This is a genomic window from Streptomyces sp. NPDC102462 (genome assembly GCF_044765425.1).
In the GTDB taxonomy this organism is placed as follows: domain Bacteria; phylum Actinomycetota; class Actinomycetes; order Streptomycetales; family Streptomycetaceae; genus Streptomyces.
The window spans coordinates 53168-67832 of the sequence record NZ_JBIWKB010000001.1 but is presented as its reverse complement, the minus strand read 5'-3'; the positions used below and the strand labels follow the sequence as shown (position 1 = coordinate 67832).

At 72.1% G+C, this 14665-nt stretch carries 9 protein-coding genes and 1 pseudogene; 8 read left to right on the top strand and 2 right to left on the bottom strand.

The genetic code is table 11. The features are described from left to right. Positions 1-11: 11 nt before the first annotated feature. The 3 genes and pseudogenes from ACIRFL_RS00240 to ACIRFL_RS00230 all read left to right on the top strand — a co-directional run. Positions 12-383 (top strand): annotated as a pseudogene (locus tag ACIRFL_RS00240) (ATP-binding cassette domain-containing protein); the annotation flags it as partial. Between the two features lie 66 nt (positions 384-449). Next, positions 450-1058 carry an ATP-binding cassette domain-containing protein gene (locus tag ACIRFL_RS00235; protein WP_404023149.1) on the top strand — a complete coding sequence of 203 codons (609 nt, stop codon included), beginning with the start codon at positions 450-452 and terminating at the stop codon, positions 1056-1058. Continuing rightward, positions 1055-1999 (top strand): alpha/beta hydrolase, encoded by a 945-nt coding sequence (locus tag ACIRFL_RS00230; RefSeq protein WP_404022660.1) that lies wholly within the window; start codon positions 1055-1057, stop codon positions 1997-1999. The genes ACIRFL_RS00235 and ACIRFL_RS00230 overlap by 4 nt, the downstream gene beginning before the upstream one ends. Positions 2000-2048: 49 nt before the next feature. On the opposite strand, the gene ACIRFL_RS00225 is transcribed toward ACIRFL_RS00230, so the two are convergent. Beyond that, positions 2049-4163: a helix-turn-helix domain-containing protein gene (locus tag ACIRFL_RS00225; RefSeq protein WP_404022659.1), complete on the bottom strand. Its 2115-nt coding sequence runs from the start codon at positions 4161-4163 to the stop codon at positions 2049-2051. Positions 4164-4725: 562 nt separating this feature from the next. On the opposite strand from ACIRFL_RS00225, the gene ACIRFL_RS00220 reads away from it, so the two are divergent. Then, complete coding sequence (locus ACIRFL_RS00220) at positions 4726-6198, top strand: PHB depolymerase family esterase (protein ID WP_404022658.1); 1473 nt, start codon at positions 4726-4728, stop codon at positions 6196-6198. A 129-nt stretch (positions 6199-6327) separates the two neighbouring features. On the opposite strand, the gene ACIRFL_RS00215 is transcribed toward ACIRFL_RS00220, so the two are convergent. Further along, positions 6328-6948: a TetR/AcrR family transcriptional regulator gene (locus tag ACIRFL_RS00215; protein ID WP_404022657.1), complete on the bottom strand. Its 621-nt coding sequence runs from the start codon at positions 6946-6948 to the stop codon at positions 6328-6330. 119 nt (positions 6949-7067) lie between these two features. On the opposite strand from ACIRFL_RS00215, the gene ACIRFL_RS00210 reads away from it, so the two are divergent. The 4 genes from ACIRFL_RS00210 to ACIRFL_RS00195 all read left to right on the top strand — a co-directional run bounded on the left by ACIRFL_RS00210 (position 7068) and on the right by ACIRFL_RS00195 (position 14658). After that, the gene (locus ACIRFL_RS00210) at positions 7068-9410 is read left to right on the top strand and encodes a glycoside hydrolase family 3 N-terminal domain-containing protein (protein ID WP_404022656.1); all 2343 of its coding nucleotides are present in this window, start codon (positions 7068-7070) and stop codon (positions 9408-9410) included. A 178-nt stretch (positions 9411-9588) separates the two neighbouring features. Then, positions 9589-10545: an ABC transporter ATP-binding protein gene (locus tag ACIRFL_RS00205; protein WP_404022655.1), complete on the top strand. Its 957-nt coding sequence runs from the start codon at positions 9589-9591 to the stop codon at positions 10543-10545. Further along, a complete protein-coding gene (locus ACIRFL_RS00200) occupies positions 10542-11927 on the top strand; it encodes an ABC transporter permease (RefSeq protein WP_404022653.1) in 1386 nt (461 codons plus the stop codon). Before ACIRFL_RS00205 ends, ACIRFL_RS00200 begins: the two co-directional genes overlap by 4 nt. Further along, positions 11908-14658, top strand: a complete 2751-nt coding sequence (locus ACIRFL_RS00195; RefSeq protein WP_404022652.1) for an alkaline phosphatase family protein — start codon at positions 11908-11910, stop codon at positions 14656-14658. Before ACIRFL_RS00200 ends, ACIRFL_RS00195 begins: the two co-directional genes overlap by 20 nt. The last annotated feature ends 7 nt before the right edge of the window (positions 14659-14665 follow it).

Below are 14665 nucleotides of genomic sequence, written 5' to 3'. Positions count from 1 at the left end.
ACCAGGACAAGGTCGACGACGTGCTGGCCCGCACCGGCCTCGCGCACCGCGCCGACGCGCCCGCCCGGTCCCTGTCGCACGGCGAGAAACGGAAACTGGAACTCGCCGTCCTGCTGGTCGCGGAGCCCCGGCTGATGCTGCTGGACGAGCCGATGGCGGGGGCCAGCGCCGAGGAAGTACCCGCCCTGACCGAACTGATCCGCACCCTGCACCGTGACGAGGGCCGCACCGTGCTCATGGTCAAGCACCACATGGACGTGCTGCTGGGCCTGGCCGACCGGCTCGCCGTGATGCACCACGGCAGCCTGCTCGCGCTGGACAGCCCCGAGGCCGTCACCGCCGACCCCACCGTCCAGCAGGCCTACCTCGGGGAAGCCCTGTGAGTGACCGGACGGCCACGGACCGCCACCGCCGCACCCCCCGCCCCGGGCGGCGCCGCCCTGCTGAGAGTGCGCGGTCTGCGGGTGCTGATCGGCGGCCGGCACATCCTGCACGGCGTCGACCTCGATATGGCGGGAGGGGGCGTCACCGCCCTGCTCGGCCGCAACGGCGCGGGCAAGACGACCACCGTGCGAGGCGTGCTCGGCCTGGTGCCGCGCACCGGCAGCGTGCTGCTGGACGGCGCGGAGACCGTGGGCCTGCCCACGCACACCCTGGTGCGCCGCGGCATCGGCTACGCCCCCGAGGACCGTGGCGTCTTCACCGGGCTGACCGTCGCGGAGAACCTGCCGGCGGCCGTCGCGGACCTGCCCGCCGTGCTGCGGGTGCCGCTCAGCCAGCCGCTGTTCCTGCTGGGCATGCTGTTCGTGGTCGTCGTGGGCGTCCTGCCCGGTGGTCTCGCCGCCCTGCCCGGACGTGTCCGTGCCGCCCGCGCCGCACGCCGCGGTGCCGAGGCCGGCTCCGGTTACGCGGACGGCGGTCACGGGGAAGAATCGGCTGCCGACGGGCCCAAATCCGGGTCCGGTACCGGCGGCCCACGGACCGCTCCCACCGTCCCGCACAGCAGGGCGACGGCCGCCGGTGCCGACGCCGACGTCAAGGAAAGGCAATCGTCGTGACCAGCCCCGACACCTCGCCCGCCGAAACGCCCGCGGGCCCCGAGCCGCTGCCCTTCGAGGAGCTGAGCGTCCCCGTGCCGGGCGGCGACCTGGCCGTGCTGCGCTGGGCCGCCGCCGATCCCGGGGCGCCCACGGTGCTCGCCCTGCACGGCATCACCGCCAACGGGCTGTCCTGGGGGCCGGTCGCCCGCCGTCTCGCGGGCCGCGCCACGCTCGTCGCCCCCGATCTGCGGGGCCGCGCGGGCAGCCGGGACCTGCCGGGGCCGTACGGCATCGCCGCGCACGCCGACGACGCCGCCTGGGCGGCCGAGGCGCTGGGGCTGCGCCGGCCGGTGCTGGCCGGGCACTCGATGGGCGCGTTCACCGCGGCCCTGGCCGCCGTACGCCACCCCGGGCGGTTCGGTCCGCTGCTGCTCGTGGACGGCGGGCTCGGGTTCCCGGCGCCCACCCACCTGTCCCCCGACGAGCTGATGACGGCGGTGATCGGCCCGGCCATGGACCGGCTGTCGATGACGTTCCGCGACCGGGCCGCCTACCGGGCGTTCTGGCGGGTGCACCCGGCGTTCGCGCAGCGGTGGACGCGGGAGGTGGACGCGTACATCCAGCGCGACCTGGTGGGTGAGGAGCCGGCGATGCGCTCCTCGTGCCGTCTGGAGGCGGTCCGCACCGACGGTGTCGGCCTGTTCGAGGAGGACGTGCTGGCCGCGATCCGCCGGCTGCCCTCCCCTGCCACGCTGCTGTGGGCGGAGCGCGGTCTGATGGACGAGCCGCAGGGGCTGTACGACGAGGAACGCCTCGCCCGCGCCGCCCTCGACGGCACCGGTGTCACACCGGTGCGCGCGCCGGGCACCAACCACTACACGGTGCTCACCGGTGACCAGGGCGCGGCGCTCGTCGCCGACCTGCTGCTGAAGGCCGCCGACGGGGCGGCGGGCCGCTGACCCACACGGCGGGCGGCGATCCGGCCGCCGCCCGCCCTCGGCAAGCGGGTCAGCCGCTCAACTCCCGAAGCCTGAGGGCAAGTTGCAGCTCCAGCGCGCGGTCCGGGCGGCTCCAGTCCGCGCCGAGCAGCGCCTCGATGCGGTCCAGGCGCTGCACGACCGTGTTGACGTGCACGTGCAGTGTGTCCTTGGCGCGGGTCAGGCTGCCGCCCGCGCCGAAGTAGGCGGCGAGCGTGGGGACCAGCTCGGTGCCCCGCCGTGCGTCGTACTCCAGGAGCGGCCCGAGCGTGCCGCGCACGAATCCGCCCACGTCCTTGCGGTCGCCCAGCACCACACCGAGGAAACCGAGTTCACCGGCGGACGCGCCGTCGCCGTGGCGGCCCAGCACATGCAGGGCGCGCAGGCAGCGCACCGCCTCGGCATGTGCGTCCGCGATCCGGGGCGGCCCGCAGACCGGACCCGCGGCCGCCACCGTGACCGGGGCGCCCGTGAGGTGGCCGAGTTGTACGGCCGCGGCACGGGCGCACTGACCGGGCGTCAGCCGTTCGTCGGCCACCGTCAGCAGCACGACGGCACCGGCGTGTTCGGCGCCCGCGCAACCGGCCGGGGCCCCGAAGAGGTAGCGCACGGCGGCCGAGCCCAGCCGCTCCCGTGCCGCGGGCTCGGTGTCGGCGACCAGCACCAGATACGGCCGGTCGAGGTCGACACCGAGCCGGCGGCCCCGGTCGGCGAGCAGCGCGGGGTCGCGTCCGGCGTCGGTCAGCAGGTCGGTGACGAGTTCGCCGCGCACCCGGTTCTCGGTCTCCGCGACCGTGCGCTGCAGCAGCATGAGCAGGCCGGTGACGACGCCCGCGCGCTCGAACATCCGCCGGTCGGCGTCCGCCAGCGGGTGGCCCCTGTGCAGCACCATGATGGCCAGCAGTTCGTGCCCGGCCAGCACGGCGTAGATCCACCGCCCGGAGCGGGCCACCGCGCGGCCCGCCGTACGGGACTCCTCGGCGGCCGACACCAGCCAGCCCGCGTCCATCGAGTCGGCGGCGAACGGCCCGCCGTCGTGCCGGACCGCGGCGAGCGGCCGGCCGACGGGATCGTGCACGGTGAGCGCGCCGTCGAGCAGCGAGGCCACGGCGACCGCCACCTCCCGCACATCACCGCCGCGCAGCACCAGGTCGGTGAGCCGGTCGTGCGCCTCCTCGGCCCGCTGCACGGCCGCCGCGTGTGCCCGCACGACCTCGTTGACCTCGGCGAGTTCGGTGAGCGCGGCACGGGTGTCGTCGAGCGCGCGGGCCGTGTCGATGGCGATGGCGGCGTGCGCGGCGAGCGAGGAGAGCAGCGCCACCTCGTCGGGGCTGAACGAGCGGGGGCTGCGGTCGGCGGCGAAGAGCACGCCGATCACCTTCCGGTCCCCGCCGTGCACCGAGCCGAGCAGCAGCGGCACGCCGAGGATCGCGACCAGACCCTCCTCGGACACGCCGGCGTTGATGTCGCGGGTGTGGCGGAAGCGCTCGTCGGTGGAGTAGTCCGGGGTCGCGTACGGGCGGGCGGTCTGCGCCACGAGGCCGCCCAGTCCCTCGCCGAGTTCCAGCCTCAGGTGCTGGAACACCGGGGACACGGAGCCGTCCGTGACCCGCATGTAGGTGTCCCCGGCCTCCTCGTCGGGCAGCGTCAGATACGCCGTGTCGGTGCCCAGCAGCATCCTGGCCCGCCGGACGATGGCCTTCAGCACCTCGTCGACGTCGCGGGAGGCGGCGAGGTCGCCTGCCGTGTCGAACAGGGCGGCGAGTTCGAGTTCCCGGCGGCGATGCGCGCGCAGCGAACTGCGCACCCGCAGCGCCGTGGCCACCGCCCGCTCGGTCTGCGCCAGGTCCGTCCCGTCGACGCCGGCTTCGCGTGCCCGCCCGGTCACCGCGCCCAGCGCCTCGGCGGGCGCGTCGGTGGCGAGGAGTTCCAGCAGGCGCCGCAGGTACGGGGCGGCCGATGCGCCGCGGAAGGTCCCGCTCCCGCCTGCGACGCGGCCCGTGCCGCTCGGAGCCTCGCGGTTGCCGCTCCCCGTACGGTCGGCCTCCCGGCCCAGGGCGCGTGCGGGCGCGTCGGCGCGGGCCCGGGGCACCGGCATCGCGGCGACGGACCGCCCTTCGCCGCCCGCTGCCGTGCTCGCGTCCATGTCCGCCTCCCGTGTCGTTGCCTGCGGCCCTTTCCTCGCGGCGGCCCTTTCCTCGTCGGCGGGGACGGTGCCATGTGCGGGGACACCGTCGTACGCCGGGCAGCCGTCCGGGCGGCGGCCCGTCCCACCGGTGCGCCGCCCTGCGCCGGCCCTGCCCGTCCGGACCACCCGGTGAACTGCCGCTCGTCCGAGGGCGGGTGACGGGGGTTCCGGTGGCCCATGTCGATGCCGTCCCCTCCCGCGAAGGGAGGCCCCTGCGTTCGCCGGCCGCCACCGTAGGAAGCCGAACCGGCCGAACACACTGGGCCGGGCCATACATTCCGCCGTCCAGTCATAGTGTCCGGCCCCATAGGGCCTGCGTCGCGAGGGGTGACGCACGCACGCGCTCTCGGCTCGGCGCGGCCTCGGGCAACGGCCCGTACCCACACATCCCGGGACGCCCGATGGCGCACCGCCACATGTCCGCCCCACCACACCGCGCCTACCGTCCCCCTGACCCCAGAGCCGCGCGAGCGGGTCGACCCCCGCCTCCGTGCGTCTCACGAACTCCGGAGGTACCACCGTGCGCCCCACCCTGTCCGGCCGGCTCGCCCGGCTGTTCGGACGGTTCGCCGTGTCCGGTCTGCTCCTGGCGGCTGCCGGGACCACCGCCCTCGCCCCACCCGCCTCTGCCGCGGGCGGGTTGACCCAGGTGACCGGGTTCGGTTCCAACCCCGGCAATCTGTCGATGTACGCGTACGTCCCCGCGGGCCTGCCGGCCGGCGCTCCGCTCGTGGTCGCGTTGCACGGCTGCACCCAGACGGCCGACGACTACTACGCCAACTCCGGCTGGACCAAGCTCGCCGACACCTACGGCTTCGCGCTGGTGTTCCCGCAGACCGGCTCTGCGAACAACGCCCTCTCCTGCTTCACCTGGTTCGACCCGGCCGACTCCACCCGCGGCAAGGGCGAGGCCGCCTCCATCGCCCAGATGGTCACCAAGGCCGAGTCGCTGTACGGCTCGGACGCCGACCGCGTGTACGTGACCGGTCTGTCGGCGGGCGGCGGCATGGCCGCGGACCTGCTCGCCGCGTACCCGGACGTGTTCGCGGGCGGCTCGATCGCCTCCGGCCTGCCCGCGCAGTGCGCGACCAGCCAGATCGGCGCGTCCGGCTGCCAGTACGGAAGCCTGGGACTCACCCCGGCCCAGTGGGGCGACAAGGTCCGCGCCCAGTTCCCGGGCTACGCCGGGCCGTGGCCGCGCGTCGCGATCTGGCAGGGCACCTCGGACTACACCGTCCACCCGGTCAACGCGACGGAGCTGCGCGACCAGTGGACCGATGTCCACGGCATCTCACAGACCCCGTCCAGCACCGCGAGCCTGCCCGCGGGCACCACGCTGACCAGCTATGACGACGCGTCGGGACGGCCCGTCGTACAGCTCTACCAGATCAGCGGCATGGGCCACGGTCTCGCCGTCGACCCGGGCTCCGGCGCCGAGCAGTGCGGCAGCACCGCCGCGTACTTCCTCGACACCGTCTGCTCCAGCTACTACACGGCGACGTTCTGGGGGCTCGACCGGGACGGCGGCACCGGTCCGGGCGACGGCGGTGAGCAGCTGCCCGCGCCGACGGGTCTCACGGCCGGCCCGGCCACCGACACCACGGTCTCCCTGAGCTGGTCCCCGGTCCAGGGTGCCGCGTCCTACCGCGTGCACCGGGGCGGCGCCCAGGTCGGCACGCCCACCGGCACCGCCTTCACCGACACCGGCCTGGCACCGGCCACGACGTACACGTACACGGTTGCCGCGGTCGCCGCCGACGGCACGGTCGGCACGGTCTCCTCGGCCGTCACCGCCACCACCACCGGCTCCGCCCCGACCTGTACGACGGCCACCAACTACGCCCACGTGACGGCGGGCCGGGCCCACACCGGCGGCGGCTACACATACGCCAACGGCTCCAACGAGAACATGGGGCTGTACAACGTGTTCGTCACCCACACCCTGAAGCAGACGTCGCCCGGTCACTACGTGCTCGCCGACTCCGGCTGCTGATCCCGGCCGCCGCTTCCGGCCCGCGACCGCACCATGGCGGGATTTTCAACCGGGTGGTAGAAAAGATGGACGGTTCCCGGACCAGAGGGGGGTAAGGGCATGGGGCAGCGGCGCGCCGGCCCGGCCGCCCTAGTCCACCGGGGTGGTCAGCACCTGCTGGAGGAAGAACCTCAGCGGGCTCACCAGGTCCACCTCGTCGGGACTGGTCAGCCACTGGACCTGGAGCCCGTCCATGAGCGCGATGAAGCTGACGGCCGCCGTACGCGGCTCGACCCCCTCGCGCAGATGCCCGCCCTCGGCCATGGCGCGGAAGGCGGAGTGCATGTAGTCACGCGCGTCCCGGTAGTGCCGGGTGAAGTAGTGGTGCGCCGGATGCTCGGGCGTGACCGCCTCGGCCGCCAGGCGGACGTACAGCTCGACGATGCCGGGATGGCGCGCGTTGTGGGCCGCGAGCGCGAGGAGGTGGCGCACGCCCCCGATGCCGACCGGCTCCCGGGGGAAGCCGCGGGCGTCGTCCTCCTCGTCGCGCCGCTCCAGCACGGCGGCAAGCAGCGCCTCCCGGTTGGGGAAGTAGTAGATCAGCGTCGCATGGCTGATGCCGACCCGCTTCGCGATCTCCCGCAGCGACGCACCGTGGTACCCGGCGTCGGCGTAAACGGACGCTGCCGCGGTGACGATCTCCTCACGACGCTGTCGGCCTTTGGCGTAGGCGGGCGTGGCGCCCGCCGTGCGGGTCTCGGCAGGGGTCATCCACCCATCATGCCCCAGCCCCGGCACTGATCAGCCGCCCCTTTCCCGCCGCCGGGTCCCTGACCACATCCCCCTCGTCAGTCTCGTCCGCCTTCTTCGCCTCACGAACAGGAACAAGCATGGCCGACCTCCCCTACCGCGATCCCGCACTGCCCGTCGCCGCACGGGTCGACGACCTGGTGGCACGCATGACGCTGCCGGAGAAGGTCGGGCAGATGCTCCAGCTCAACGCGAAGGACGGGGTCACCCGTCTGATAGAGGACCTGCACGTCGGGTCGATCCTGCACGCGTCGCCTGACCGCATCGTGCAGGCCATGGACCTCGCCGAGGGCACCCGCCTGGGCATCCCGTTGCTGATCGGCGAGGACTGCATCCACGGGCACTCCTTCTGGCCCGGCGCCACCATCTACCCCACCCAACTGGGCATGGCCGCGTCCTGGGACCCGGAACTGGTGGAGCGCGTCGCCCGCGCGAGCGCCGTCGAGATCTCCACCACCGGCGTCCACTGGACCTTCTCCCCCGTGCTGTGCATCGCCCGTGATCTGCGCTGGGGACGGGTGGGCGAGACCTTCGGCGAGGACCCGTACCTGCTGGGCGAGTTCGGCTCCGCCATGGTGCGCGGGTACCAGGGCGACGGCCTGGACGATCCCACGGCGGTGCTCGCCTGCGCCAAACACTTCGCCGGCTACTCCGAGACCCAGGGCGGCCGCGACGCGAGCGAGGCCGACCTCAGCCGCCGCAAGCTGCGCTCCTGGTTCCTGCCGCCCTTCGAACGCGTCGCACGCGAGGGCTGCCGCACCTTCATGATCGGATACCAGTCGATCGACGGCGTGCCCATCACCGTGAACCAGTGGCTGCTGCGCGAGGTCCTGCGCGACGAGTGGAACTACACGGGCACCCTCGTCACCGACTGGGACAACGTCGGCCGCATGGTGTGGGAGCAGCATGTGTGTGCCGACCACACCGAAGCCGCGGCGCGGGCTGTGCGCTCCGGAAACGACATCATCATGACCACACCGCAGTTCTTCGACGGCGCGCAGGACGCGGTAGCCCGCGGGGAGTTGACGGAGGCCGAGATCGACGCCGCCGTACGTCGCATCCTGACGCTGAAGTTCGAGCTCGGGCTGTTCGAGAACCCGCGCCGGCCCGACCCCGCCCGACAGGCCGTGGCCATCGCTTCCCCCGAACACGCCGCGCTGAACCTTCAGATGGCACGCCGCAGCCTCGTCCTCCTCTCCAACGACGGCACGCTGCCCCTGGTGGACGAGGCGACGGCCGACGCCTCGGGACGGGCCGTGGCGCCCGCCGGGACGGCCCCGCGGCGCATCGCCGTGATCGGGCCCAACGCCGACGCCGCCGACGCACAACTCGGCGACTGGGCCGGTTCCTCCGGGCAGGCCGACTGGCTGCCGGACGGCCATCCGCGGCATCTGACGCAGACCGTTCTGGATGGTCTGAAGGCGGTGGTGCCCGCCGGCTGGTCGGTCACCCATGCCCGTGGCTGCCACATCGCCGAGTTCGTGCCCGACCCGGACGGGCCGCTGCTGCCCGACGGGCAGCCCGCTCCGGACGTCGTCGTGCCCGCCCGGCCCGATGCGGTCCTGCTGCGTGAGGCCGTCGCCGCCGCCGAGGATGCCGACCTCGTCGTGGCCGTCGTCGGCGACACCATCGGACTGATCGGTGAGACCCGTTCCACCGCCACCCTGGATCTGGTCGGCGGCCAGATCGAACTCCTCGACTCCCTCGCGGCCACCGGGACGCCCATGGTCGTCGTGGTGATCAGCTCCAAGCCGCAGGTCCTGCCGCCGTCGGCCGTCGACGCGGCGGCGCTGGTCCAGGCGTTCAACCCGGGCATGCGCGGCGGGCGCGCCATCGCGGAACTCCTGCTCGGTCTGATCGAGCCCAGCGGCCGCCTCCCGCTCACCGTTCCGCGGCACGTCGGTCAACAGCCCGTGTACTACAACCAGATCCGCGGCCAGCACGGGGACCGCTATGCCGATCTGACCCAGGACCCTCTGTTCGCGTTCGGCGAAGGACTGACGTACACCGACATCGCCTACACGGACCTGCGGATCCACACCCCGCAGGTCGGACCGGGCGACGACGTGCGCGCGACGGTCACCCTCGCCAACACCGGCCGCCGGCCCGCCCGCGAGACCGTCCAGGTCTACGTCCGCGATCTGGTCACCTCGGTGACGTGGGCCGACAAGGAGCTCAAGGCGCACCGGCAGGTCGATCTGCGGCCCGGTCAGAGGGTCGAGGTGGACATCGTGCTGCCCGCCGCCGACTGCACCCTCGTCACGGCGGACGGACGACGCGTCGTGGAACCCGGCGCGTTCGACCTGCTGGTCGGCTCCTCGTCCCGCGACCGCGATCTGCTGGTGGGGCGATTCAGGATCGATGAGGACGAGTGCCGCGACCTCGGGGATTCGCCCGCCCATTCAGGCAACAAAGGTTTCTGAATACACTGGCAAAGTTCAGAAAAAGAAGCGGAATTGAGATGACAAAGTCCCCGAGCATGCCGTCCTGACCTGCGGCTTTGCCGCAGTCGACGTCCGTTTGAAAAACGTTCAACTGGCTGTCCATGCAAGGGCTGTGCGTGGTCCTTAAGGTTCCTGAGGTTTCAAAAGAAGGGGCCTCATGGACACAGCCTTGGCAATCCGGGCTCGGGGAATCGCGAAGTATTTCGGCGATGTCGTGGCACTCGACGGCGTCGACCTGGATGTGACGCAGGGTCAGATCCATGGCCTGGTAGGACCGAACGGCGCCGGCAAGACGACGCTGCTCGGCCTCCTACTGGGCCTGTCCGTCGCCGACCGCGGCACCCTGGAGATCCTGGGTGCGCCGGTCGGCCGTGCGCTGGCCGTCCCCGAGGGCGTCGCCGGTTTCGTCGACGGCCCCGGCCTCTACCCCTCGCTCACCGCCCGGCAGAACCTCGCCGCGCTCGCGGCACTTGGCGGGCAGGACGCGCGCGGTGCCGGCATCGACGACGCGCTGGAGCAGGTCGGGCTCACCGATGTCGCCGACGACCGGGCCCGCGGCTTCTCCCTCGGCATGCGGCAGCGGCTCGGGCTCGCCGCCGCCCTGCTCACCAGGCCCCGGCTGCTGGTGCTCGACGAACCCTCCAACGGCCTCGACCCGGCCGGCAAGAGGCATGTGCACGGCGTGCTGAGCCGGCTCGCGGCCGACGGCACCGGCGTCGTCCTGTCCAGCCACCGCATGGACGACCTGGAAGCCCTGTGCTCCGAGGTCACCATCCTCGCCACCGGACGCGTGGTCTTCTCGGGCCCGCCCGCCAAGCTGACCGCGGAAAACCGTGAACTCGACTACCGGTTGCGCACCTCGGACCCAGAGGCCGCCCGCCGGATTGCCGCCGGCACCGCCGGGATCCGGGCCGTGGACGACACCGGACCCGTACGGCAGGACACCGAGGTGATCGTGGTGCGCGCGCTGGGGCCCGCGCTCGACGAACTCGTGGTGCGGATCGTGCAGTCGGGCATCGCGCTGCGCGAACTCGCCCCCGTCGTCTCGCCGCTCGAGGCCGCGTTCCTCGCCCTCACCGAACAGCAGACCGCACCACAGGAGGGCGGCCGATGACCGCGACCCTCACCGACGGCCCGGTCGCCGTCGCCCGCCGCGTTCCCGTGCTCCGCGGCTACCGCTTCGAACTGGTCAAGCTCGTCACCCAGTGGCGGATCCGGCTGCTGGTGCTCGCCTGCTGGATCGTGCCTGCGCTCTTCGTGACGGCGGTGAGCCGGCAGAGCACGCTGCCCACCGACACCCTGTTCGGCCGCTGGATGCACGCCACGGGATGGGCCGGACCGCTGGTGATGCTCGGTTTCGCGGGCACCTGGGTGCTCCCGCTGCTGACCTCGGTGGTGGCCGGTGATGTGTTCGCCGCCGAGGACCGGCTGGGCACCTGGCGTCATCTGCTCATGGCGGTGCGCTCCCCTCGGCGGATCTTCGTGGCGAAGGCGCTGGCCAGCCTCACCGTCATCCTGCTGCTCGTGGCCGGTCTCGCCTGCTCCAGCGTGGCCGGCGGGCTGGTGGCCGTGGGCAACCGGCCGCTGGTCGGTTTGGACGGCCACCTGCTGACGCCGGGGGACGCCGCCGGCAAGGTGCTGCTCGCCTGGGTGTGCGCCCTCGCCCCGACCCTGGCGCTCGCCGCGATCGGGCTGCTCGGGTCGGTGGTGCTCGGGCGGTCCCCGATGGGGCTGCTGCTGCCCGCGCTCGTCGCGCTCACCATGCAGCTCGCCCAGATGCTGCCGCTGCCCGTCGCCGTGCGCCTCGCCCTGCCCGGCTACGCCTTCGTCTCCTGGAACGGCCTGTTCGCCGATCCGGCGCAGCTGACTCCGCTCCTCGTCGGCGTCGCGGTCAGCCTGGTGTGGGCCGTGGCCGCCACCACGCTGGCCTTCGCGCTCTTCGTACGGCGCGACTTCACCAACCAGAGCCACGACGGCTCGGGGCGCCGTGCGCTCACCCTCGCGGTCCTGCCCCTCATCGTGCTGCCGGCCGCGACGGTCGCGGTCCTCGCCCCGGTGACCGGGGTCACGGGCTCGGGGATCGAGCAGGCCAAGGTGCAGCGTTCGGTCGCCACAGCGTTCGCCCACCTGTATCGCCTGCAGACCGAGGAGCTGAACCGTCCCGACGTCACCGAGGCGCAGCTGAAGGCCACGGCAGCGTGCTCCAAGGGCAACGTCCAGGACTCCTCCGCCCAGGGGTCGGGCAACGACTGGCGCTGCGTCGTCTCCTGGCACCTCCCTGACGTCGAGGCCACCGGCACGGCCGTCTACCAACTCGACGTCACTCCGGACGGGCGGTTCGTCGCCGACGGCGACGGACCGAAGGAAGTGAATGGCTACTTCCTGGTGCGCACCCCGCAGGGAGACGCGCCGAACCCGCTGTGGCAGTTCGACGGCAACGTCGAACTGCCGGCCAACACCCCGAAGGGACAGATCAATGCAGGTATCACGCCGTAGGCGTGTCGAGAAGGACCGCCTCGGCCTTCTCGGTGGAAACATCGGCCGCCGCACGCCTTTGGTGACGGCCGGCATCACCGCCATGGGACTGCTCGCCGCCGGTACCGCTTTCGCCCAGACGCGTCAGTTCGGCACCGACCAGGTCGGCCAGACCACACCGCAGGGCCAGGTCATCTCCAGCAACCAGTACATCGACCCGTACGGCGAGCACTCGGTCATCGACAACGGCAAGATCATGTCGTCCGTGGTCAGCCCGGACGGCAGCCACCTGGCGGCCTCAGTCACCGACGGGGACTCGGCGCTGGTCATCGTGGACCTGAAGACCCGTCAGGTGGTGCAGCGCATCGGCAACTCCTCGGCCGTGGACCTGAAGATCAGTGGCAAGGACGTCGGCCAGGAGGGCCCGGCGTACTCGCCCGACGGCAAGCAGCTGTGGCTGGGCCGGACCGACGGCTACACCAGGTTCACCGTGAACTCCGACGGCACCCTCGGCGACCCGGTGAACGTCCCGATCCCGGCGGACGGTCCGAGACACGCGCTGGCGAGCGCCGCCGTCTTCTCGGCCGACGGCTCCACCGTGTACGCGGCGGTCAACGGCCAGAACCGGGTGGTCGCCATCGACACGGCGACCGGTGCCGTCAAGCAGAGCTGGGCCACCGGAAACGCCCCGCGCGCCATGGTCCGGGTCGGCTCCCGGCTGTACGTCAGCAACGAGGGCGGGCGGACGGCCAAGCCGGGCGACACCACCATCAACTCGTACAACACCCAGGTGCCGGCGGACCCGAAGACCGGTGCCACCACCACCGGCACGGTCAGCGTCATCGACCTGGCGAACCCGGCGGCCGGCGTCCTGAGCATCACCGTCGGTCTGCACCCGACCGCGCTGTACGCCACGAAGGGCGCGGTGTTCGTCACCAACACCGCCACCAACGACGTGTCGGTCATCAGCACCGCCAACAACAAGGTCGTACAGACCATCTCCACCCAGCCGTGGCCTCAGGCGTCGGTCGGCTACGAGCCCAACGCGGTGACGCTCACCGACGACGGCCATCTGCTGGTGACGCTCGGCCGCGCCAACGCGGTCGCCGTCTACAAGTACACGAGCCCGCAGGAGCCGGTCGGTTACGTCGGTCTGCTCCCGACGGACTACTTCCCGGCGGAGATCACCACCGTCGGCAAGCAGATCGTCGTCTCCAACACCCGCGGTGTCGACGCCCGCCGCCCCACCGCGAACGCCGGGCACGGCACCCACGACACGACGTCGAGCCTGCAGTACTTCACGCTGCCGAGCGACAAGGTCATCCGGTCCCAGACGGCCAAGGTGTTCCGGCAGAACGGCTGGACCCGCGACTCGGTCAAGCTGGCCCGGGGCAAGAAGGCGAAGGCCGTCCCGGTCCCGAACCGGATCGGCGACCCCTCGACGATCAAGCATGTGTTCCTGATCGTCAAGGAGAACCGGACCTACGAGCAGGTCTTCGGTGACATGCCGCAGGGCGACGGCGACCCGGCGCTGGCCCAGTTCGGCGAGAACGTGACGCCGAACCAGCACGCCCTGGCAGAGCAGTTCGGGCTGTACGACAACACGTACGACATCGGCACGAACTCCGCCGAGGGCCACAACTGGCTGATGCAGGCCGACAATCCGGAGTACACCGAGTCCTCGGCCGGTGAGTACCTGCGCAGCTACGACACCGAGGACGACGCCCTCGGTCACCAGCGGACCGGCTTCATCTGGTCCGGTGCGCAGGACGCCGGCAAGTCCGTGCGGAACTTCGGCGAGTTCCACCAGTTCCTGACCAAGCCGTCGGGCGCGAGCTGGCAGAACCTGTACTGCGACGCCAAGAACATGGCGGCGACCGGCGACGACACCGCCTACAAGCTGACCTCGTCCTCGCCGATCCCGTCGCTCAACAGCGTCTCGGTGCCCGGGTTCCCGAAGTTCGACACCAGCGTCCCGGACGTCTACCGGGCCGAGATCTGGAAGAAGGACTTCGCGCAGCACGGTCCGGCGAACCTGAACATGTTCTGGCTCTCCAGCGACCACACCGGTGGCCCGGTGAACTCGGCCTCCCAGGTCGCGGACAACGACCTGGCGACCGGCCGGATAGTCGACGCGATCTCGCACAGCAAGTACTGGAAGGACTCGGCGATCTTCGTCGTCGAGGACGACTCCCAGGCCGGCCAGGACCACGTCGACGGCCACCGTGCGCCGGTCCAGATCATCAGCCCCTGGGCCCGGCACGGCAAGGTGGACAGCCACTACTACTCCCAGATCAACATGGTGCGGACCATCGAGCAGATCCTCGGGATCAAGCCGATGAACCAGAAGGACAGCGCCGCCACCCCGATGAGCGCGGCGTTCACCACGAAGCCGGACTACACGCCGTTCACCGCCCTGCCCAACCGGACCTCGCTGACCAACGGCCTGGCCACGCCGCCCTCCTGCGGCGCGGACGTCCCGGCGCCGGAGAACCCCGCCGCGGCGGCCGTGCCGTCGGGGAAGGTCCCCGCGGACAAGAAGTCCCTCGCGGCGACGTGGGAGGAGTGGAAGTCGCACCAGCGGCTCACCGGGTCCCGCGCCGTTCCCGACTTCGCCAACCCCGCGCAGATGAACCACTTCACGTGGTACCAGACGTACGGGTACACGAAGCCGTACCCCGGCGAGCACAGGATCTACGCGCCTGACGACGTGCCCGGCGCCTTCGTCCCGTCGTCGGAGTCCGACGGCTGACCCGGGC